This window comes from Mangrovimicrobium sediminis (assembly GCF_004745945.1).
In the GTDB taxonomy this organism is placed as follows: Bacteria; Pseudomonadota; Gammaproteobacteria; order Pseudomonadales; family Halieaceae; genus Mangrovimicrobium; species Mangrovimicrobium sediminis.
Map to the genome: position 1 here is coordinate 264,913 of NZ_SRLE01000004.1, position 22,101 is coordinate 287,013.

General features: G+C 64.6%; 16 protein-coding genes. 9 read left to right on the top strand and 7 right to left on the bottom strand.

Translation table 11 applies throughout. The annotated features are described in order from the left end of the window. Nucleotides 1-18: 18 nt before the first annotated feature. A complete protein-coding gene (trxB, locus tag E4634_RS04625; protein WP_135441422.1) occupies nucleotides 19-966 on the bottom strand; it encodes a thioredoxin-disulfide reductase in 948 nt (315 codons plus the stop codon). 282 nt (nucleotides 967-1,248) lie between these two features. Between trxB and E4634_RS04630 the strand changes: the two genes are divergently transcribed. Genes E4634_RS04630 through cysG form a run of 6 tightly spaced genes read left to right on the top strand, consistent with a single transcriptional unit; the run spans nucleotide 1,249 to nucleotide 8,610 of the window. Further along, nucleotides 1,249-3,534, top strand: coding sequence for a DNA translocase FtsK (locus E4634_RS04630; RefSeq protein WP_135441505.1), 2,286 nt, complete (start codon nucleotides 1,249-1,251; stop codon nucleotides 3,532-3,534). A gap of 7 nt (nucleotides 3,535-3,541) precedes the next feature. Continuing rightward, nucleotides 3,542-4,168 (top strand): outer membrane lipoprotein periplasmic chaperone LolA, encoded by a 627-nt coding sequence (lolA, locus tag E4634_RS04635; RefSeq protein WP_135441423.1) that lies wholly within the window; start codon nucleotides 3,542-3,544, stop codon nucleotides 4,166-4,168. Next, nucleotides 4,158-5,471, top strand: coding sequence for a replication-associated recombination protein A (locus E4634_RS04640; RefSeq protein WP_135441424.1), 1,314 nt, complete (start codon nucleotides 4,158-4,160; stop codon nucleotides 5,469-5,471). The genes lolA and E4634_RS04640 overlap by 11 nt, the downstream gene beginning before the upstream one ends. 16 nt (nucleotides 5,472-5,487) lie before the next feature. Then, nucleotides 5,488-5,862, top strand: coding sequence for a fluoride efflux transporter CrcB (gene crcB / locus E4634_RS04645; RefSeq protein ID WP_135441425.1), 375 nt, complete (start codon nucleotides 5,488-5,490; stop codon nucleotides 5,860-5,862). A gap of 53 nt (nucleotides 5,863-5,915) precedes the next feature. Further along, on the top strand, nucleotides 5,916-7,214 hold the full coding sequence (serS, locus tag E4634_RS04650) for a serine--tRNA ligase (protein ID WP_135441426.1): 1,299 nt from the start codon (nucleotides 5,916-5,918) through the stop codon (nucleotides 7,212-7,214). Between the two features lies 1 nt (nucleotide 7,215). Further along, a complete protein-coding gene (gene cysG, locus E4634_RS04655; RefSeq protein WP_135441427.1) occupies nucleotides 7,216-8,610 on the top strand; it encodes a siroheme synthase CysG in 1,395 nt (464 codons plus the stop codon). Here cysG and E4634_RS04660 read toward each other — a convergent pair. Together E4634_RS04660 and nagA are read right to left on the bottom strand one after the other, a co-directional pair. Next, on the bottom strand, nucleotides 8,607-10,715 hold the full coding sequence (locus E4634_RS04660) for a carboxy terminal-processing peptidase (RefSeq protein ID WP_240725085.1): 2,109 nt from the start codon (nucleotides 10,713-10,715) through the stop codon (nucleotides 8,607-8,609). The two genes, cysG and E4634_RS04660, sit on opposite strands and share 4 nt — an antisense overlap. A gap of 143 nt (nucleotides 10,716-10,858) precedes the next feature. After that, on the bottom strand, nucleotides 10,859-12,010 hold the full coding sequence (nagA, locus tag E4634_RS04665; protein ID WP_135441428.1) for an N-acetylglucosamine-6-phosphate deacetylase: 1,152 nt from the start codon (nucleotides 12,008-12,010) through the stop codon (nucleotides 10,859-10,861). A 237-nt stretch (nucleotides 12,011-12,247) separates the two neighbouring features. Here nagA and E4634_RS04670 point away from each other — a divergent pair, with 237 nt between their 5' ends. From E4634_RS04670 to E4634_RS04680, 3 genes are read left to right on the top strand one after another with little or no spacing between them, the layout of a single operon-like run. Further along, nucleotides 12,248-13,468 (top strand): hypothetical protein, encoded by a 1,221-nt coding sequence (locus E4634_RS04670; protein WP_135441429.1) that lies wholly within the window; start codon nucleotides 12,248-12,250, stop codon nucleotides 13,466-13,468. A gap of 13 nt (nucleotides 13,469-13,481) precedes the next feature. Beyond that, nucleotides 13,482-13,910 (top strand): type 2 periplasmic-binding domain-containing protein, encoded by a 429-nt coding sequence (locus E4634_RS04675; RefSeq protein WP_135441430.1) that lies wholly within the window; start codon nucleotides 13,482-13,484, stop codon nucleotides 13,908-13,910. After that, nucleotides 13,907-15,649, top strand: coding sequence for a sensor domain-containing diguanylate cyclase (locus tag E4634_RS04680; protein WP_135441431.1), 1,743 nt, complete (start codon nucleotides 13,907-13,909; stop codon nucleotides 15,647-15,649). Before E4634_RS04675 ends, E4634_RS04680 begins: the two co-directional genes overlap by 4 nt. 35 nt (nucleotides 15,650-15,684) lie before the next feature. Here E4634_RS04680 and E4634_RS04685 read toward each other — a convergent pair whose 3' ends face one another. The 4 genes from E4634_RS04685 to E4634_RS04700 form a co-directional block, all read right to left on the bottom strand. Then, nucleotides 15,685-17,745 (bottom strand): CocE/NonD family hydrolase, encoded by a 2,061-nt coding sequence (locus E4634_RS04685; protein ID WP_135441432.1) that lies wholly within the window; start codon nucleotides 17,743-17,745, stop codon nucleotides 15,685-15,687. A gap of 634 nt (nucleotides 17,746-18,379) precedes the next feature. Then, nucleotides 18,380-18,817 carry a cupin domain-containing protein gene (locus E4634_RS04690; RefSeq protein ID WP_135441433.1) on the bottom strand — a complete coding sequence of 146 codons (438 nt, stop codon included), beginning with the start codon at nucleotides 18,815-18,817 and terminating at the stop codon, nucleotides 18,380-18,382. Nucleotides 18,818-18,847: 30 nt separating this feature from the next. Next, complete coding sequence (locus E4634_RS04695) at nucleotides 18,848-20,212, bottom strand: Na+/H+ antiporter NhaC family protein (RefSeq protein ID WP_135441434.1); 1,365 nt, start codon at nucleotides 20,210-20,212, stop codon at nucleotides 18,848-18,850. A gap of 3 nt (nucleotides 20,213-20,215) precedes the next feature. Next, nucleotides 20,216-22,099 carry an NAD(P)-binding protein gene (locus E4634_RS04700; protein WP_135441435.1) on the bottom strand — a complete coding sequence of 628 codons (1,884 nt, stop codon included), beginning with the start codon at nucleotides 22,097-22,099 and terminating at the stop codon, nucleotides 20,216-20,218. Between the last annotated feature and the right edge of the window lie 2 nt (nucleotides 22,100-22,101).

The following is a 22,101-nucleotide window of genomic DNA, read 5'->3' on the forward strand; positions in this document are numbered from 1 at the left end:
CGAGGAGGCGTGTGCGGCTTACAGGTTGTCGAGGTACTTCTCCGCATCCAGCGCCGCCATGCAGCCGAAACCGGCGGAGGTCACCGCCTGGCGGTAGATGTGGTCGCCGACGTCACCGGCGGCGAATACGCCGGGCACGCTGGTCGCCGTGGCGTTGCCCTCGAGGCCGCTGCGGATGACGATGTAGCCGTCCTTCATGTCCAGCTGACCGGCGAAAATATCCGTGTTCGGCTTGTGGCCGATGGCGACGAAAACGCCCGCGAGGTCGACGTCGCTGGTGCTGTCGTCTTTGACGTTGCGCACGCGCATACCGGTCACGCCGCTGTCATCACCCAGCACCTCGTCGAGAACGTGGTTCCACAGGATGGTGACCTTGCCTTCCTTCTCCTTGGCGAACAGCCGGTCCTGCAGCACCTTCTCCGAGCGCAGGGCGTCGCGGCGGTGCACCACAGTGACGTGGCTGGCGATGTTGGCCAGGTACAGGGCTTCCTCGACGGCGGTGTTGCCGCCGCCGATTACGGCGACTTCCTTGCCGCGATAGAAGAACCCGTCGCAGGTGGCGCAGGCGCTGACGCCCTTACCCATGAAGGCTTCCTCGGAGGGCAGGCCGAGGTATTGCGCGGAGGCGCCGGTGGCGACGATCAGGGCGTCGCAGGTGTAGCTGCCGCTGCCCTTGAGCTTGAAGGGCCGGCTGGAGAGGTCCACTTCCTCGATATGGTCGAACAGCACCTCGGTGCCGAAGCGCTCGACGTGGGCCTGCATGTTGGTCATCAGTTCGGGGCCCTGCAGTTCCGCGTGTCCGCCGGGCCAGTTCTCTACCTCGGTGGTAGTGGTCAACTGGCCGCCCTGTTGCATCCCGGTGATGACCACCGGCTGCAGGTTGGCGCGCGCCGCGTAGACTGCCGCGGTATAGCCGGCGGGGCCGCTACCAAGGATGATCAGGGGAATATGGCGTACATCACTCATCAACAGGGTTCCTTCTGCACAGGGAGGTTGCGCCCGGGCCTGGCGGGCGTGTCGGGGAATCAGGTTACCTCTATGGGGGCGCCCTATGTTACTTTAAAGCCCGTCCGTCGGCAAAGTCCCGACGCGCTCGAATTATGCCCTATAAGCCTTTGATAATTCTCATAAATTGGGGGACAATACTCCCTTTCCGGAAAGCCTGCTGAAGGGCGGGCCGGCACTGCGGTAAGGGGCGTGGGAAAGGACAGCAACGGCGTGGCAGAAACGACCAACACCGAACACCTGATGGCGACGCGCCTGCGCGAGGGCGCGTTCATCGGCATCAGCGCGGTTTGCCTGTACCTGATGCTGGCGCTGTTCACCTACAGCCCGCGCGACCCGGGCTGGTCGGCCAGCGGCATGGGTGGCGGTATCGCCAATCTCGGCGGCCCGACCGGCGCGTGGCTGGCGGATGTGTTCTTTTCCCTGGTCGGCTACGCCGCCTACCTGTTCCCGCTCATGCTCGCCTATCGCGCACTGGTCATCCTCCTCGAACGCAAGGAGGCGAAGGCCTTCGACTGGGTGATCCTCGGCATCCGTGCCCTCGGGCTGGTGCTGGTCATGGTGGCCGGCACTGCGCTCGCGGCGCTCAACGACCTCGGCAGCTCCGGCCTGCCGCAGGGCGCCGGCGGCATCCTCGGCCAGGCCATCGGCGGTTCCTTCGAGGTGGCTTTCAGCGCGGTGGGCAGCCGGCTGATCCTGCTCGCGGTGTTCCTGTTCGGCATCACCATCTTTACCGACCTGAGCTGGCTTGGGCTGATGGACCGCCTGGGCGGCTGGGCACTGCGCGCTTTCAGCGCCAGCCGCGAGTGGATCACGCGCACCCTGGATGAACTGAAGGACCGCCGCGCACGGGAAAAGGCCGTCGAAGCGCGCAAGGTGGTTATCGAGGAACACGTCGAGAAGGAGCGCAAGCGCAAGCCGCCGAAGATCAAGCCCCTGAAACCCAAGCCCGAACCCTCTGAACGGGCGGAAAAGGAGCGCCAGCAGCCGCTGTTTGATGCGCCCATCACCGGCGAACTGCCGCCGCTGGAACTGCTGGACCCGGACAGCAAGGATCCGGAACAGGGCTACTCCCAGGAGGCATTGGAGGCACTGTCCCGCCTGCTCGAACTCAAGCTGGCTGACTTCGGGGTGACCGCCGAGGTGGTTGCGGTCTACCCCGGGCCGGTGATCACGCGTTTCGAGATCCAGCCGGCGGCAGGGGTCAAGGTTTCGCGCATCTCCAACCTGGCCAAGGACCTTGCGCGCTCGCTGGCGGTGATCTCGGTGCGCGTGGTCGAGGTCATCCCGGGCAAGTCCGTGGTCGGCATCGAGATTCCCAACGAGCACCGCGAGGTGGTCAACTTCCGCGAGGTGCTCTCGTCGCGTGCCTTCGACCAGTCCAAGTCGCCACTGACACTCGCGCTCGGCCACGATATTTCCGGCCAGCCGGTATGTGCGGACCTCGCCAAGATGCCCCACCTGCTGGTGGCGGGCACCACCGGTTCGGGCAAGTCCGTCGGCGTCAACGCCATGCTGCTCAGCCTGCTGTACAAGTCCGGCCCGGAGGACGTGCGCCTGATCCTGGTTGACCCGAAGATGCTCGAGCTGTCGGTCTACGACGGCATCCCGCACCTGCTCACGCCGGTGATCACCGACATGAAGGACGCCGCCAACGGCCTGCGCTGGTGCGTGGCGGAGATGGAGCGGCGCTACAAGCTGATGGCGGCCCTGGGCGTGCGCAACCTCGGTGGCTACAACCGCAAGATTCTCGATGCCGAGAAGGCGGGAGCACCGATCCCGGACCCCCTGTGGAAGCCGGACCCGATATTCGCAGAGACCAACGAGGAGCAGACCCCGCCCAACCTGGAGAAGCTGCCCTCCATCGTGGTCGTCATCGACGAATTCGCCGACATGATGATGATCGTCGGCAAGAAGGTCGAGGAACTCATCGCACGCATCGCGCAGAAGGCGAGGGCGGCGGGTATCCACCTGATCCTCGCCACCCAGCGCCCCTCGGTGGATGTGATTACCGGCCTGATCAAGGCCAACGTGCCCACCCGCATCGCTTTTCAGGTCTCGTCCAAGATCGACTCGCGCACGATTCTCGACCAGGGCGGTGCGGAACAACTGCTCGGGCACGGCGACATGCTCTACCTGCCGCCCGGCTCCGGCGTACCCAATCGCGTGCACGGTGCCTTCGTCTCAGATGAGGAAGTGCACCGGGTGGTCGCCGACTGGCAGCGCCGCGGCGAACCGCTGTACATCGACGGCCTGCTCGACGAGGGTGGCCAGACCCCGGTCACCGCCGGCGAGCTGCAGGCCAGTGCCAGTGACGACGACGATGAGAGCGATGCCCTGTACGACGAGGCCGTGCACTACGTGACCAAGAGCCGGCGCGCGTCGATTTCCAGTGTCCAGCGCAAGCTGCGCATCGGCTATAATCGGGCCGCGCGCCTGATCGAGGCGATGGAAATGGCCGGCGTGGTCAGCGAGATGGGCAGCAACGGCCAGCGCGAGGTACTCGCGCCCCCGCCACCGGAAGACTGAGACACCTATGTACAAATACCTGCTCCTGGCGGCGCTCGCCCTGTGCCTGTTCGTCGGTATCGCCCGCTCGGAAGAAGCCCAAGATGCCAGCGCGCAGCTCGCCGGGCAACTGGACGCGCTGCACACCCTTGCCGGACAGTTCAGCCAGAGCCGCCTGCAGGCCGGCCCATCCGGGGAGCTGAGCCACAGCAGCGGCAGCTTCCGGCTGCTGCGCCCGAGTTTTTTCGCCTGGGACATCGAAAATCCGGACAGCCAGCTAGTCATCACCGACGGCGAGTACCTGTGGCACTACGACCGCGATCTCGAAACCGTGACCCGGCGCCCCCTGCGCAGCGAGCAGACCGCGACACCGTTGCAGGTACTTGCGGGTGATCGCGATGCGCTGCGCGAGCGTTACACGGTTTCCGCCACCGGCCGCGGCCGCTTCCAGCTGACACCGCGCGGCGAGGACACCGCATTTCGCCAGCTCACCCTGGTGTTCGCCGAGGGCCAGCTCGCCGGCATGGAAATTCTCGACAACCTCGGCCAGCAACTGCTGATCGAGTTCAGCGAACTCAGCTCACCGCCGCTCACTCCGGAGGACTTCCACTTCGTGCCGCCGGAGGGTGTGGACCTGCTCTACCATGAGCGGTGACCTGTTCGCAGCGCAGGGTTCGGGCTACCAGCCGTTAGCCGCCCGCCTGCGACCGCAGGACCTCGACGGCTACGTCGGCCAGCAACACCTGCTGGCGCCGGGCAAGCCCCTGCGCCGCGCCCTGGAGCAGCGCCAGCTGCACTCGATGATCTTCTGGGGTCCCCCCGGGGTGGGCAAGACGACCCTGGCGCGTATCGCCGCCCAGGCAGCGGATGCCGAATTCCTGCAGATTTCCGCCGTGCTGTCCGGGGTCAGGGAGATCCGCGAGGCGGTCGCGCGCGCCCGCGAGTTGAAGTCACTGGGGCGCGACACCGTCCTGTTCGTCGACGAGGTCCACCGCTTCAATAAATCCCAGCAGGACGCTTTCCTGCCCTACGTGGAGGACGGCACGCTGATCTTCATCGGTGCCACCACGGAGAACCCTTCCTTCGAGTTGAACAACGCGCTGTTGTCCCGCGCGCGCGTGTACAAGCTGCGTCCACTGGAACGCGAGGATATCCGCGCGGTGCTCGACAACGGCATCGCCGCACTGGAAACGCCGGTAGGCGCCGACCCTGATGTGCTGGACCTGCTCGCGGCCCAGGCGGACGGCGACGCCCGCCGCGCGCTCAACCTGCTTGAGCTGGCCGCGGACCTGGCTGTCGACGGGCGCATCGAAGAGACCACCGTGGCAGAAGTGCTGCAGGAATCCCTGCGCCGCTTCGACAAGGGCGGCGACGTGTTCTACGACCAGATCAGCGCCCTGCACAAGGCAGTGCGCGGCAGCGCCCCGGATGCCGCCCTGTACTGGTTCTGCCGCATGCTCGACGGCGGCTGCGACCCGCTGTACGTGGCGCGGCGCGTGGTGCGCATGGCCAGCGAGGACATCGGCAACGCCGACCCGCGCGCGCTGGGCATTGCCCTGGACGCCTGGCAGGTGCAGGAGCGACTGGGTAGCCCCGAAGGCGAACTGGCCATCGCCCAGGCCATCATCTACCTTGCCTGTGCGGCCAAGAGCAACGCCGTGTACACCGCCTACAATGCGGCACGCGCGGAAATCGCCCAGGGCGACAGCCAGGAGGTGCCGCTGCACCTGCGCAACGCGCCGACCCAGTTGTTGAAGTCCATGGATCACGGTGCAGACTACCGCTACGCCCACGATGAGGAGGGCGGATACGCCGCAGGCGAGAACTATTTTCCCGAGTCGCTGAAGGACCGCGTCTATTACCACCCGGTGGATCGCGGCCTGGAGCAGAAGATCCGCGAGAAGCTCGATTACCTGCGCAGCCGGGACAAAACCAGTACAATACGCCGCTACGATTGAGTCTCTCCCGACCGACATGAAATACCTCTTGTTCATCGCCCTGGGCGGGGCGTGCGGGGCGGTATCCCGCTACCTGCTCTCCAATTGGGCGCACGAGTTGTTCCAGGCGCGCTGGCCGGCGGGCACCCTGTTCGTCAACGCGCTGGGCTCGTTCTGTATCGGCGCGATTTTCGTGCTTATCGAGCGGCAGGTCCTGCATCCGGACTGGCGCAGCGTGTTGATGGTCGGCTTCCTCGGCGCGTTCACCACGTTCTCCACTTTCTCCCTCGATGTGATCGCACTGCTGGAACAGGGGCAACTCGCACCGGCGCTGGGCTACACCCTGGCCAGCGTGGTGCTCTGCGTGCTGATGACGGGACTCTCCATTCACCTCACCCGGGCGCTGGTCTAGCCTCAGGCGGACCCGCGCCGATCACCGGATTGGCAGTTACAGGAAACAACAACATGCTGGACATCAAGGCCGTCAGGCAGGACCCGCAAGCGGTAGCCGCGGTACTGAAAAAACGCGGATTCGACTTCGACGTGACACAGTTCGAGGCGCTGGACGCGCGCCGCAAGCAGGCGGACGTCGACAGCCAGAACCTGCTCGCCGAGCGCAAGGCGGCGTCCAAGCAGATCGGTGTGTTGAAGGCACAGGGCATGAGCATCGAGGAGGCCAAGGCCCAGGTCGAGGAGACCCTGCAGAAAATCGCTGGCCAGATCGACGCGGCGACCGCGGCGGCCAAGGACGTGCAGGCCGAGATCGAGGACCTGCTGCTGTCCGTGCCCAACCTGCTCGACGATGCCGTGCCCACGGGCGCCTCGGAGGATGACAACCGCGAGGTGAGCCGCTGGGGCGAGCCGCGCGCGTTCGACTTCGAGGTCCGCGACCACGTGAGCCTCGGCGAAGGCCTGGGCGACATGGACTTCGATACCGCCGGCAAGATCACCGGCTCGCGCTTCACCGTGATGTACGGCCCGCTGGCGCGCCTGCACCGCGCGCTGATCCAGTTCATGCTCGACCTGCATACGAACGAACACGGTTACCGCGAGATCTACGTGCCGTACATCGTCAACCGCGACTCCCTGCGCGGCACCGGCCAGCTGCCCAAATTCGCCGAGGACCTGTTCCGCCTGGAGGGCGAGCAGGGCTACTACCTGATTCCCACCGCCGAGGTGCCGGTGACCAACGTCGCCCGCGAGCGAATCTTCGAGGATGCGGAACTCGGCGAGGAGGGCGTGCGCTTCGCCTGCCACACCCCGTGTTTTCGCAGCGAGGCGGGCAGCTACGGCCGCGACACCCGCGGCATCATCCGCCAGCACCAGTTCGAGAAGGTCGAACTGGTGCAGATGGTGCGCCCGGCGCAGTCGGATGCCGCACTGGAGGCGCTGACCGGCCATGCAGAAACGGTGCTGCAGCGGCTGGAGCTGCCCTACCGCAAAGTCATCCTGTGCAGCGGCGATATCGGCTTCTCGGCGCGCAAGACCTACGACCTCGAGGTCTGGCTGCCGGCCCAGGACACCTATCGCGAGATCTCCTCCTGCAGCAACTTCGGCGACTTCCAGGCCCGCCGCATGCAGGCGCGCTGGCGCAATCCCGAGACCGGCAAGCCCGAACTCCTGCACACGCTCAACGGCTCCGGCCTGGCGGTCGGCCGCACCCTGGTGGCGATCATGGAGAACTACCAGCAGGCGGATGGCAGCATCAGTGTGCCGCAGGCCCTGCGTCCCTACCTCGGTGGGCTGGAAAGCCTGACCGCCTGACATGCGCTACCTGCCCGTCTGCCTGGACCTGCATGGTGCCCGGGTCACCCTGGTGGGTGCCGGCACGGTGGCTACACGCAAGGCGCGCCTGCTGGCGCGGGCCGGCGCGCAATTGCAGGTGGTGGCGCCGGACATCGCGCCGGGGCTGACGCAATTGCTGACCGAACACGGCGGGCACTGGCGCGAAGGGGAGTACCGGGACGCGGACCTGGAAGGCAGCGCGCTGGCAGTCGCGGCGACGCCCTCGTCCGCGGTGAACGCGCAGGTCTCGCGCGACGCAACGGCCAGGGGCCTGCCGGTCAACGTGGTTGACTCGCCGGACCTGTGCACGTTTATCTTCCCTTCGATCGTCGATCGCGACCCGTTGATCATCGCGGTCAGCTCCAGCGGCCAAAGCCCGGTGCTGGCGCGCCTGATGCGCCGCAAGATCGAATCCCTCGTACCCGCAGCCTACGGTCGCCTGGCGCGTTTCGCCGGGCGGCTGCGCGATACGGTCAAGACGGCGATTCCGGCGGATACGCCGCGCCGCCTGTTCTGGGAGCAGGTGATGGAGGGCGCCATCGCCGAGCAGGTGCTGGTAGGGCGGGAGGAGCGCGCCCAGGCCATGCTCGAGGAGCGGCTGGCGGATACCGAACGCCTGTACACCGGTGAGGTCTACCTCGTCGGTGCCGGACCCGGCGACCCGGACCTGATGACCTTCAAGGCGGTGCGCCTGCTGCAGAGCGCCGATGTCGTCCTCTACGATCGCCTGGTATCCGAACCCATTCTGGAAATGGCGCGCCGCGACGCGAAGATGATCTATGTCGGCAAGCAGCGAGACGACCACGCGGTGCCGCAGGAGCAGATCAACCAGCTATTGTTGGAACTGGCGCTGGCCGGCAACCGCGTGGTGCGCCTGAAGGGCGGTGACCCGTTCATTTTCGGCCGCGGGGGAGAGGAGATCGACCAACTGGCGGCGCACCAGGTGCCGTTCCAGGTGGTGCCGGGAATCACCGCCGCCTCGGGTGCCGCCTGCTACGCGGGGATTCCACTGACCCACCGCGACCACGCCCAGTCCGTGCGTTTTGTCACCGGGCACCGCCGCGATGGCAGCCTGGACCTGCCCTGGGAATCGTTCCGCTCGAGCAACGAGACGCTGGTGTTCTACATGGGGCTGGTGGGACTGCCGGAGATCTGCGCGCAGCTTATCGCCCACGGCCGCCGGCCGGAAACGCCTGTGGCGCTGGTGGAACGCGCAACCTTCGCAGAGCAGCGGGTTTTGGCGGGTACCCTGCAGGACATGCCGGCGATCGTGGAGCGGGAACAGCCACGTGCGCCGACCCTGATCATCGTCGGCGACGTGGTGAAATTGCGCGATTCCCTGGCCTGGTTCGGCGGGGGTGCCGAACCGGCTTAATTCTCGGGCTGCTCCGGGGTGTGCATGGCGTAGCGCTGCTGCTTCAGCACCAGGGCGTCGACCAGTACATTGCCGGCCTCGGACAGCAGGACATCGTCCGCTTCCTCTTCGGAGGCTTCAGCGTCGGCATCTTCCTCTGCGGCCTCTTCGGCCGCTGCGAGGCTGTCGCCATCCTCTTCGTCGGCCTCCTCTTCAAGCTCCTTCAGGGGCTCTTCGCCGATGGCCACGCGGTGCTTGTTCTCGATCGCCAGGGCGTCCGCCTTCTGCTTGTCGCGCAGGGCAATACGCTTGGCCTCGTTGAGCGGCAGTTCCTTCAGGTCGCGGGTTTGCGCGGCGAGATCGATCTGGTCTTCGAGGAAGATGAAGTCCGGGTTGTGCTGGCTGCGCTCCTGGAACATCTCGGTGAGTCGCGGCAGCACGGTGCTCAGGTCGTCGTAGCGGCGGTGGCGCACCGGGTTGATCTGATCCCAGGGCAGGGCGTGGTCCAGCGCGCTCTCGCCGATTTCGGAATCGTCGTACAGCGAGGGGAACTCGACGTCGGGGATGACGCCGCGGTGCTGCGTGCTGTCGCCGGAGATGCGGTAGAACTTGCTCTCGGTGATTTTCAGCTGACCCTCGGTAAGCGGCACCAGGGTCTGCACCGTGCCCTTACCGAAGGAGCGGTCACCGACGATCAGTCCGCGCTCGTAGTCCTGGATGGCACCGGCGAAAATCTCCGAAGCAGAGGCGGACAGGCGGTTGATCAGCACCGCCAGCGGGCCCTCGTAGTAACCGCTCTTGACCCGCTTGCCGTCGCGCCATACCCGGCGTGAGGAGTGGCGGATCTGCACGGTGGGGCCGTACTCAATGAACAGTCCGGTGAGTTCGTTGGCCTCCTGCAGGGAACCGCCGCCGTTGTTGCGCAGGTCGATGACCAGCCCGTCGATGCCTTCGGACTGCAACTCGTCGAGCAGCACGCTGACGTCGCGGGTGGTGCTCTTGTATTCCGGGTCGCCGCGGCGCATGGCTTCAAAGTCGATATAGAAAGCCGGGATATCGATAACCCCGATACGCAGGGTCTGGTCGCCGTTGGGGATCTCGAGGATTTTCTTCTGCGCGGCCTGTTCCTCAAGTTTCACCTCGTTGCGCACGATGGTGATCATCTTGCGCTCGTCGGTGGCGGCGGATTTCGCCGGGATGACCTGCAGGCGTACGGTGGAGCCTTTCGGTCCGCGGATCAGGTCGACCACGTCGTCCAGGCGCCAGCCGATAACATCCACCACTTCGCCGTCGTCGCCCTGGGCAACACCGACGATGCGGTCCGAGGGGTGCAGCTCACCCTGTTTGTCCGCGGGGCCCTTGGGCACCAGGCGCGAGACCTTGGTGAACTCGTCCTCAGACTGTAGCAGGGCGCCGATGCCCTCCAGCGAGAGGCTCATGCTGATGTTGAAATTTTCCGAGCGGCGCGGCGAGAAGTAATTGGTGTGCGGGTCGTACAGCTCGGTCAGCGCATTGGCGTAGATCTGGAACACGTCGTGGCTGTTGTACTGTTTCACCCGCTTGAGCTGGTTGCGGTAGCGGCTGACCAGCGTTTCCGGGATTTCCTCGGCGGGCTTGTCCGCCATGCGCAGGCTGAGCACCTGGTTCTTCAGGTGCTTGCGCCAGCGGTCGTCGAGTTCGGCTGCGCTGGACGCCCATTCACGGGCCTCCGGGTCGAGTTCGTAGTTCTCGTCCACGGTGAAGTCCATGGCGGCCACCAGCGCCGGCATGTCGTCGATCAGACCCTGCAGGCGGGCCTCGAGGCGCTCCTGGAAGCGGTTAAAGATAGCGTAGCCGGCATCCAGGTTGCCTTTGGGCAGCTGATCGTCCATCTGTGTGCGGTACTTCTGGAACTCGGCGATGTCCGCGGCGGTGAGGAACATCTTGCCGCCATCCAGGGCATCGATGTACGCGTCCAGGTGCTGGGCGGACAAGGTGTCATCATAGTGCTGCTTCGAGTAGTGGCGCTCCTCGAGTTGCTCCACCAGTTCGGCGATGGTGTCGCGTTGGGCATCGGTGTAGTCAATGCTGGCGGCCGCGGGGAGAGCGAACAGCGACAGGCCGAGCGCGAAAAGGCTGGAGCGCATCAGGCCCCGAACGGCGGGAAAGGCGTGCATATTCAAATCGAAGTTACCGAAAATTCAAGGAAATACAGCTAAAGGTACTCCCCGGCGAGGCGCGGTTCAAGCGCCTGTCGGGCTTTCCTGAGATTCCCCGGGAGCGGAAAAGTTCAGGCCCGGGAGGGGGTATAACCGCGGCCGTCTACCCACACCCGCAACGGGCGCCGCGCGTCGTCCAGGGCCAGCAGACAGGCCCGTGCGCCCGGGCGGATGCAACCCAGTTCCGCCTCCAGGCCGAGCGCAGTAGCCGGGTAGAGGGAGGCCATGCGCGCGGCCTCGAACCAGTCGATGTCGGCGAAGCGCGCCGCGTTGTCCACCGCGGAGAGCATGTCCAGGTCGGAGCCGGCGAGGGTGCCCGCGGCGGTGCGCAGGCAGCCGCCACGCGCCTCGATCTGTTCACCGTTCCAGGTAAACCGCTTGTTTTCGGCGCCCACCGTGGCCATGGCGTCGGTGACCAGCAGCGCACCGCCCGGGGGTTTGGCGCGCAGGGCGACACGCAGCGCGGCGGGGTGACTGTGGTGGCCGTCGGCGATGATACCGAACCAGGCGCGATCGTCGCCCAACGCTGCACCCACCGCACCGGGTGCGCGGCTGGCCAGTGGGCTCATGGCGTTATACAGGTGTGTGAATCCGCGCAATCCCGCGTCCATGGCGGCCTGGGCCTGCTCATAGCTGGCCTCGGTGTGCCCGGCGGCGACGATCACACCGGCCCTGTGCAAGCGGCTGATGACCTGCGCGTCGCAGACTTCCGGTGCCAGCGTCACCAGGGTCACACCCCGCCGCGGTGCGCACAGGATGGACAGACCCTCCTCGTCGGGAGGGCGCAGGTGACCGCGGTCGTGGATGCCGCAGCGCCCAGGATTCAGGAAGGGCCCTTCGAAGTGGATGCCCAGTACACCGGGAATGTCCGCGGCAATCGCGGCATCCACCGCGGCGGCGGCTTCGCGCATCTTTGCATAGCTGTCGCTGATCAGGGTGGGCAGGAAGCCGGTAGTACCGAACCGGCGGTGCGCCGCGGCAATCGTGGCCAGGGACTCGACCGTGGGCGCATCGTTGAACTGTACGCCACCGCCGCCGTTGACCTGTAAATCGACAAAGCCGGGCAGCAGGGTGCCGCCCGCGAGGTCGAAGCGCGGGCAATCCTCCGGCAGCTTGTCCGCGGACAGTACTCCTTGGACCCGCCCCTCGGCGAGCAGGACACCCGCGGCATCGACCATTTGCTCACCGTCGAAGACCCTGGCGTTGACGATCAGCTCACCCATGAAAGCCCTGATTTCTCGAACCTAAAATCCATTAATATCAATCTATTATCTAGCTATTCTCGCGTATTTTCTTGCCCAAGAGAGATTTCTTCGACACGCCCCTGCGCGTCACCGGTAGAGAACCGGGCCACAAAACTGTCACGCAATTTGTTTTCCTCCCCAGCGACGGCCTCAATTTCCGTCAATTCAGGCCGAAAACAACAGCATACGCGCTCACCCTGGTTTTGAGGAGTAACGATGTTGGCTGCCGGACGCACGGGCATTCTCGCCTTCGCCACCCTGATTCTCATGCTTGCTGGCAGTGGTGCCGTGGCCATGAATCCTTTCTCGGTCCAGGGCTTCGGCACGCTGGGCGCCGTCTACAACACCACGGACAACGCCGGCTTTATTCGCGACCTCGGCCAGCCCAAGGGGGCAACCGGGTGGGAGACCGCCACGGACTCCATGGTCGGCCTGCAGCTCGCCTATCGCCCGAACGAGAAATTCGAGGCGGTCATCCAGGGAGTCAGTCGCTACAGCTACGACGATACCTTCCAGCCGCGCGTTTCCTGGGCGTTCATCAAATACCAGCTCACTCCGGATGTGGCGGTGCGCGCTGGCCGCCTCGGCTGGGATGCCTACATGCTCGCCGACTCGCGCAATATCGGCTACTCCTACCTGTGGGTCCGGCCGCCCATCGAGTATTTCGGCGCCCTGCAGTTCTCCCACCTGGACGGCGCTGATATCGAGGTACGCCATGCCTTTGGCGAGACTATCGCCTCGTTCAAGCTCTACGTGGGCCAGGCCGATGAAAAGCTGCCGCTACTGGATGACGGGGACCTGTTCGACCTAAAGGGCATCGAGGCCTATGGTGCACATCTTGGGCTGCAGACCCGCAACTGGTCACACCGGATTGGCGCCAGCCTCTACCACAACCCGAACTCCCTGCCGCCACCGTACTCGACGTTTACCGACCTGCTGCGGGCGACCGACGACCCGCTCGCTCCGGGGTTCGCCAACGACTTCGACATCGCCGGCTCAGACACCTACAACGTCAACTACAGCGTGGCCTACGACAACGGCGGGCTGCAGGCCCAGTTCCTGGCCAACCTGAGCCAGTCGAACAAGCGCATGATCTCCGATCACTACCAGTTGCTGGGCCTGCTCGGCTACCGCATCGGCCAGTTCACGCCCTACCTGATTTACACCGGCACCTGGCTGTACAACTTCGACGACAGCGTCGACCTTTCGCCAGATAACCCGCTGTATTTCGCCGGCGAGCTCCTGATCGAGTCGACGGACTGGGAACAACACAGCTGGAAAGGGGGAGTGCGCTTCGACTTCATGCCAAAGGCGGCGCTGAAGCTGCAGGTGGAACACATCCAGAGCGAGGGCTACCCCTCGTACTGGCGCGATGTCAAACCGGGTTGGGATGGAGACGCCGATGTTTTCAGCCTGACCGTCGACTTCATCTTCTAACGGCGGCCCGAGCATGAGCAGAGTAATCGTCGCTATCTTCCTGGTTCTCGCCACCTTCGCGGCGAAGCCGGCACTGGCCGAACTGGTAGTTATCGCGAACCCCGAAAGCGGGGTGACCGAACTCAGCCAGAACGAGGTCATCAACATCTACATGGGGCGCTACCAGAAACTCTCTTCCGGGGTCATCGCCTTCCCGGTAGACCTCGCCGACGCGCGCGAGCGCTTCTACAAGCGGCTGGTGGACAAGACCATCGCCGAGATCAACTCCTACTGGGCACGCCTGGTGTTTACCGGTCGCGCCTCGCCGCCGCGGCAGATGGGCAGCCGTGAGGAGGTGCTGGAAACCGTCGCCAGCAACCGTGGCGCCCTGGGTTACCTCGACGAGAGCGAGGTCAGCGGCAACGTGCTGATCGTCTTCCGCCTGCCCGCAGGACAGCCATGATGTTCGGCAATATGATGCACACCCGCCTCGCACTGCGCAGCTCGGCTTTCATGCTGCTGATCGTGTTCGTGGTGGGCGGCGTCTTCCTCAGCGTTGTCATTACGGTCACCCAGCACCAGGAAGAATCGCGACAGCATGACCGGCTGGAGGAATTGCTCAGCACAGTGGAGAGTACGGTCGGTATCGCCGCATTCCTGCAGGATCGTGAACTGGCGCGGGAAGTCGCCAGTGGTTTGATGAAGAACGCGACCATCAACGGCGTGGTCATTGAAGCGGATGGCGAGCAACTGGCCACCCAGTCGAAGCAACTCGAGGGTTATGTCGATATCAACGCCACCGGGGAGCACGGCTACGAGGCCATTGAGCGCGAGATCCGCTCGCCCTTCGACGCGAACGAGATCATCGGCCACATCGTGGTAGTCCCGGACGGCAGGGAGATCCAGAGCCGCATCACGCAGGCGCGCCGCTGGGTGGTGCTGGCGGTGTCGCTGCTGGCGACCGCGATTGCCATCGGCACGATCCTGGTCGTGGTGCGCCTGATCACCCGGCCGATTACGATTATCTCCTCGCGCCTGCACGGCCTGCGTGCGGAGACCGGGGAAAAGCTCGAGTTCCCGCACGGCAACGAACAGGATGAAATCGGCCAGCTGGTCAGCGACGTCAACGCGCTGATCGACTACCTGGTCAATATCCTCACCGACGAGCGCCAGTTGCGCATGCAGCGGGAGGTCGAGGAGCGCCGCTTCCGGGCGATTTTCGACAACGCTGCCACCGGCATCTTCCAGGTCGACCGCGAAGGCATACTGGTGTCCTGGAACCCCGCCTTCGCGCGCTTCGCTGATCTTCCGCGTCGACCAGAAGACTTGCGCGGCGATGGCTTCAACCTGCTGGAGGCGATCTGTGCCAAGAACCCGGGTGTCCGTGAGGTGTTCGGGCAGTGCCAGTTCGGCGACAGCTCCGTCAACCTGGATTTCGAGATTCAACGCCGCAATGGCGGTGGCCGCGGACGCTGGGTGGACGTGGTGCTGACGCCGATGGAAGACGGCATGATACAGGGCGTCGTCAACGATATTACCGAACGCAAATACGCGGAGGAGGCGGCGCGCAAGCTTGCCCTGACCGACCCGCTGACCGAACTGGGGAATCGCCTGGGCTTCGAGCAGCGCCTGGAGCAGATGATCGTCGAGGCCAGGAAAGATCCATCCGCCGTGTTTGCCGTGATGCTGATCGACCTGGACCTGTTCAAGCAGGTCAACGATACCCACGGCCACGCCGCGGGGGACACCGTGCTGAAGTACGTCGCCCAGACCCTGCGGGAAATCTGCCGCATGACCGACTACGCCGGACGCCTCGGCGGCGACGAGTTCGTGTTGCTGCTGGAGGGTGCCTACGAACAGGCGAAAGTGTCGCCGGTACTCAACAAACTCTTCCGCCGCGTCCACAAGCCGATCGAGTTGGAAAATGGGGAGAGTGCCCGAATCGGCGCCAGCGTGGGCATTGCTATCTTCGAGCCCCAGCACCCGGACGCGGCCCATCTCGTGCACCGGGCCGACCTCGCCATGTACCAGGCCAAGCAGGGCGGTCGTGACACCTGGTGTTTTGCGCCTCCCACACCGCCCAATGGCCAAGACCAGGACCAGGACCAGGACCAGGAGCAGGAGCAGGAGCAGGAAAAAGAGTGCGAAGAACTCCCGACTCCCGTCCTGATGCCACCCGATAAAGTCTGTAATTTCAATTAGTTGAAGTTACTTTCCAAACTTCCTCCGAGGTTTCCTCAAAAGCCCATCTGCGCACCAGGAACTACCGCCAGTACAACACTGGAGGGGTAGGTCGCTGAATAGTGCACACGCAGCGCATTGGCCGTCACCAGCATTTGTTGGTCCAGCGGCCAGATGCCCTGGACCTGGTTGCTCGCACTGATCGAAACGCGCAGTCGGTGGCCCGCACGGATCAGTGCGGCCGCCGGGAAGAGTTCCACCGAAGCTCGTACCGGCTCGTTCGCAATCAAGGGCTGCAATGACGCCTGGGTAAACGGATGCCAGGGCTGCATCATGATGCCCTTCACGAAACGAGAGCGGGTCGGGTCCAGGGCGCGGTAGGCCGCGGACTGCAGGCCGGTCGTGATCGGTCGCGCCACGCCGGCGGGATCCACGTCACTCAGGCGTACTGCCACAGTCGCGTGAGGGGCAGCAGACGATACCCAGATATCCGCCTGCATCGGACCATTCAGGTAGAGGTCTTCCTCCAGCGGAGGCGTCTCGAAAACAAGGGCGTCCTGTGCGAGTTCGACCTCGGAATTGTCTTCGTGGCAGTCCTGGGGCAGCAGGCCGGCGAATCCCAAAGACCACTGCACCGCACTGGAAGAGCAGGCGCTGCCATCGGCGGGCTCGACGTTGCCACGCAGGTGCCGGCCGTCCCCGCTGGCGTTGATGGAGACCACGGGCGCCGCAGGCTCGTAGAGCAGGGCGCTTTGGTCTGCTTCCCGGGGCCCTTGCAGGGACAGGCCCTCACCCCTCATGAACCAGCGCTGCGGCGTCAGGCCCGGGTGCGGCCAGTCAGCGGAAACTACATAACGTGGCGTGTCGTTGCGACCGAGCCCGGCTACGTACTGGGTGACATTGGGCAGGGTTTCGGCGCCCGTATCCATGCCCTTGAGGTACTGGTCAAACCAGCGCAGGAGCAGCTCGGCCGATGCCGGCGCGCCACGGCTGATGTAATTGTTGGCTCCCTGGGCGGCAGCGAGGATCGACTGCACATGCGCGCCCGGCAGGATCACCAGCTTGCTGTTGACCTGCTGCTTGAGTTGCTCGTAGAGCAGGGGTTCGCCGCGCTGGAAGATATCGTTGGCGCTGCCCATGATGAAGGTTGGCACACGAATATCGCGCGCCAGCTCCACCGGCGAGCGCAGCGCCCAGAATTCGCCGTCGTCCGACGCGTAACCTGCCTCGCCGGCCAAAGCGCGTTCTACGGTGGGCAGGTACCACTGCTGGACGGCGGCGACATGGTCGGCGTCCGCCGCAGCAATCTGTTCACTGTATTGCGGGTAGCGCCGCAGTGCCGGCCCGTTGGCGACGCTCAGGTTCTGCGTCAGTGTCATCCAGGTGCTGATGAAATTCGCGTTGATCAAGCCCCCCGTGCCAACCGTGCCCCGGTAGGCATCGCCCATCGGCATCTCGGCAAACGCTGCCTTGATTGCCGGGTGGCCCTGGGCCGCGGTGAGCAGGGCGGTGATGGCGAGGTAGGAAGTGCCGGCAACGCCGATGTTGCCGTCAAACCAGGGCTGGCGCGTCACCCAGTCGACCGCCGCGGCGTAGCCCGCCTGTTCCTCCGCGCCCAGCAAGGCGGATACCCCGGAGGACATTCCCGTGCCATAGGCGTCGACCGCTACGGTGATGTAACCCCGGGTGATCATGAACGGGTCTTCGCCACCGATCATCAGCGTTGCCGGCAACGTTTCTATGCGGCCCAGCAGGGCGCCCAGATCTATGCGATAGGCGGTTTGCGTGAGGATGACCGGAAATTTCCCCGGCACCGGGTTGCCGTCCGCGTCGCCGGGCAGGGTCACCAGCACCGCCAGGCGTTCACCGTTGGCGGTCTCGATGAACTGCAGTGGCTGTCGCGCAATGCCCGGATAGTCCGCCGGACGCGCGTAGGCGTCCCAGGCCCCAGCCGCTGGCGATCGCTGGGAAGTGACTCCGACGGCCAACTGGGATCGTGTGCCCAGTGTCGTGGTCTTGCCGGCCGAGTGCTGCGCGTGGGCTGGAATAACAAACAACACAGACCACAACAGCGCGAGGATGTGCGGCGCGATACGCCGGGTACAGGCATACAACATGATGGCTCTCCCTGATTCGAATTATTCGTTATTGGTCGGGTGAGTAGCTTCGCCTGCGAGCACAACGTCGTGGGGACGCTCGCGACGAGGCCAATGTTTACAGCACTGACATCGCGGGGAAGTATGGCAGCGCCTGCTAGGCCTGTAAAACATCGTGCACGAATCAGGCAGGGAGGGAGGGCTGTGGATGAATACGTGTGTACATTCTTAATTTAACATAATATATATTATGCGCAGGTGTGGATAAATCAGGCGTGGGTGGGGATCAGCGTAAAACGCGGTGTTTTAGGCACTTCCGGGAGTTTGCGGGCCTTACGGGCGGCATCCAGTGATGACAGATTGTCAGTCCGGGTCCGCTAAGCGTCTGTTCGATTGGCGAGAAGCTGAGTGGGTCGTACGCGGAATGCGGGCGCCTCGTGAAGTCTTTGGTTGGCCTGAGCGTGTTTGGGTGCGCTCCGAGGGACAACTGCTGTAACTATCTGTAGCGAACCAAGGCAGCCGTCTGGCCGGGGAATATTCGCCGACTGGCCGCCGGCTGGGATGCGTTTAACGGATACAGCGTGACTGGCAGGAAGGAGTTGAATTGCGGGACACCCTGGCGTGTCCCGCGACAGGTAAAACGAGAAGCGACGCGTTACTCGAACGCGGACCCGTCCTCGGAGTAAATCACCCAGATCTTGGTATACCCCTCGGTCTCCCAGACCCCGGTCCACTCCTTGGGAATGGTGACGGCCTCCCCGGCCTCGATGGTCTGCACGCTGCCATCGCTGGAGGTCAGCTTCACGCTGCCCTCGAGGAAGTACATGAACTCGTCCACGCCGTAGGGCTCAGTGATGTCCCACCGTGAAGGTCCGGCCTGGTACATTCCGGACGCAAACTTACCGTCGGAACTCAGCAATGAGGTGATATCCAGCACGGTGTGGCCGTTGCGCTCGGTCTTGATCGTCTCCGGGCTCTCGAACAGCTTGCCCGCGATGTCCTCCTTGCTCATTTCCGCCGGCGTGATGGCATCGCCGGCGAAGGCGATGGAACTTGCCATCAGGGCAGCGCAGGTCGTCATGATCAGTCGCATGTAAAACTCCTCTCGGGTTATCGGTTCGGGTTAGACAAAGGCAATGCCGAGGTAAGCGAGCGCCGCCAGCGCTGCCGCTATCAGGGCATAGGGAAACTGCGTCAGGGCGTGCTGCAGCGGCGTGCAGCCGGTCGCCTGGGAGGTCAGCACGGTGGCATCGGAATAAAAGCAGGCATGGCTGCCAAAGGTACTGGCGGAAAGCGTCGCGCCAATCACCAGGGTCATGTCGGCGTCCAGGTTGGTACCCAGGGTGGTGACGATGGGCAGTACGATAACGAATACACCCCAGTTGGAGCCGGTCATGAAAGACACCAGCGCCATGCTGATAAATATCGCCAGTGGCAGTAACTCCGCGGTCAGGATCGGCTCCATGGCGCTCACGACGTAGGCCGGCAGGCCCAGCGCGTCGTTGACGTCCTTGAGGATAAACGCCGCAATCAGTACCGACAGCGGCTCGATCATGGTCTTGAAACCGTCGATGGTGGTGTCGAATGCATCGTGCATGTTCAGCAGGCGCATGCCCAGCACCAGCGCCATGGTCGCGCCCAGGGTGATGTAGATGCCCACCAGGAAATCGTTGTCGAAATACATGGTGCTGCCCACCAGCAGCAGCATGGGCACCACGAACAGCCAGACCCGCGGCTTGATGTGGCTGTCGACCTTGATCGCCTGGTTGGCCGCCTCGATGTGCGCCGCTTCCGGCGGCACCATTACCCCGCCCTCGGCCCGGGCGTCGGCGGTTTTCATCGGCCCCAGTGACGGGATCACGCCCCAGATCACCAGCGGTACCAGCAGCGCTGCGGTCCAGGCGTAGAACATGTAGGGAATCGCGGAGATGTACACTGCGAGCCCCTGCCCCTCCTCCGCCAGGCCGTTGGCGACCAGCAGCCCCCCGAAGAATGCGCCCCATGTGGAATACGGGATGAGCACGCTGATCGGCGCGGCGGTGGAATCCACCACGTAGGCCAGCCGTTCGCGTGACACCTTGAACTTGTCGGTGAGGTCGCGCATGGCAGCGCCCACCGCCAATGAATTCAGGTAGTCGTCCACGAACATGAAAATGCCCAGGCCCCAGGTGGTCATCAAGGCGCCCTGCCGGCTGCGCACCCTGCCGGCGAGCGCATTGGTAAACGCCCGCGCCGAGCCGGTGCGGATCAACAGGGCAATGAGACTGCCCATGAATCCGCAGACCAGGATGACCCAGGCTACGTCCTCGTCGGTCATTACCCTTAACGAGGTCTCGGCGAGGCCACCGACAAAACCGGTGCCGTGCAGCATGACGAGCCCGAGCAGGCCGCCACACAGCAGCGACTCGATGGGCCGCCGCGTCCACACGGCGAGGATGAAGACCAGTGCCGTCGGCACCAGCGTGAGAGCGGTTCCGCTGGTTTCCATGGGTCAGATGCTCAGCTGTTCCTGGGTTGCCCGCCAGGCGGCGTCCACGGCGCCATCGACAAACGCGTAGGCCGAGGCGTCGGAGTTGGCGATGGAGATCCTGCCCATCTGGCGGGCGCCGAGCAGGTGCGGGCCGTTGTGCGGGCCGTATTCCGGCGGGTCTGAGTACTCGTTGTACTCGTAGGCGTAACCGTGGGGCCAGCGGTTGACGGTAATCGCCGCGAGGTCCCGGTCCACGTCGAAGCCGGCCTTGCCGAGCGCGCCATCGAGGGTGCTCACGATATGCTCCTCGAATTGCTCGAAGGTGGTCTCGTAAAGCTGCCGGCGCCCGGCGATATGCTGCTGCTTGGCCTGCAGGCCCTGGTCCGGCACACAGGGCACGAACGAGCCGTGCAGCACGGTCGGCTGGTCCGGGTCGTCGGCGAACTGGTAGCCGCCCATGCTCACTGGGAAGTCCAGCGCGATGGAGTGCATCATCTGCGGGTTGGGCATGCTCAGGTGGCTGTAACCGAGCTCGGCAAAAGCGCGCCAGTTGCGCACCGCGATACTCAGGTACACCAGCGGCACCTTGGTCGAGTACTCGATGGCTTCGCGCTGGTCCGCCGGCAGTTCAGGACAGATGTAGGGGATGATGTCGTTGTAGCAGGCCATCACCACGTGTTGTCCGCGCACCCGCTCGACCTCCCCGCCGCGCACATAGGTCACGTCCACAAACTTCTGTTGCGGCCCGTGCTGGACGTTCACTGCCGTGCTGTTGAGGCGGATGCGGCAGGGGTTTTCCGGGCGGTCCAGCACGCTGTAATCCACCCGCGCGAGGACCATGTCCTCCATGGTGTTACCGGGCATGGCAGCGGGAATGAGCTTGCGCACCAGCGCCCGGGCCACTCCGGCGTTGCCGTCGGGGAAGTGGAAAATATAGGGCTCGTTGCGCTCCGGTTCGCGCTGTTTCATCTCGCCGACGTCCAGGTGCAGCGTTCCGGGCATCTCCATGCGCACCGCTTCCAGCGCGGACTGGGCGTCCCAGCCCACACCCCACCAGCCGCGGATATTGTCGCGCAGCAGGACGTAGACCGGCTCCGGCACACCGACCACGTCGAGCAGGAACTCCCGGTAGGTGATGCCGCGCAGGTAGGCGGCGCGCTCGCCTTTCGGGGTATCGGCGAGGTAGTTGGTGTCACTGCTGAGCAGTTTTTCCAGCGCAGCGCGGGCCTCTGCCGGCAGCGGATACCGGGCGATAATCTCTGCGTTGTGCGCAGCGGCTTCCACGCCCCCTGCCCCATCGAAATGCGGAGCGATCACGTCCTCGCCGTAGGCAGCCTTGCTGAAGTAGTAGCCGCGCTCCAGGTGCTTGCGCGTATCGAATTCGCGGTCGTAGTACTCGTAGAACCGGTCGGTATGAATGTTCAGGTCCTTGAGCATTTGCGCCGACTGCGGTGAGTAGGAACCGGGGGTGTCGATGGACTGGCTGCCGCCGTAGCAAATCAGGCGTTTCCCGTCGACATCGAACTCATTGCGCTTGGCGTGGCCGCCAAAATCGTCGTGGTTGTCGAGTACCAGGATGCTGGCCTTCGGTCCCATCTTCTGGCGATAGAAGTGCGCCGCGGCGAGACCGGAGATGCCGCCGCCGACCACAACGAGGTCGTAGGTCTTGTCGGTCTGCATAGCGGGGACAGGGTATTTCGCACCGCCCCAGGCCACCGAGTGGGCGACCTCGAACGAACCGGGGTGGCTGCCGCGCAGTCCGGTGCGGGAGGGCGGATAACCCCCCTCCCCCTTGGTTTCCAGTGCCCTGGCCAGGCCGGAAAAACCACCGAAGCTGCCCGCGGCGGCGCCCAGCGCTACGCCGCCGAGAAAATCCCGGCGGCTGATGTTGCGTCGTTTAGCCATGC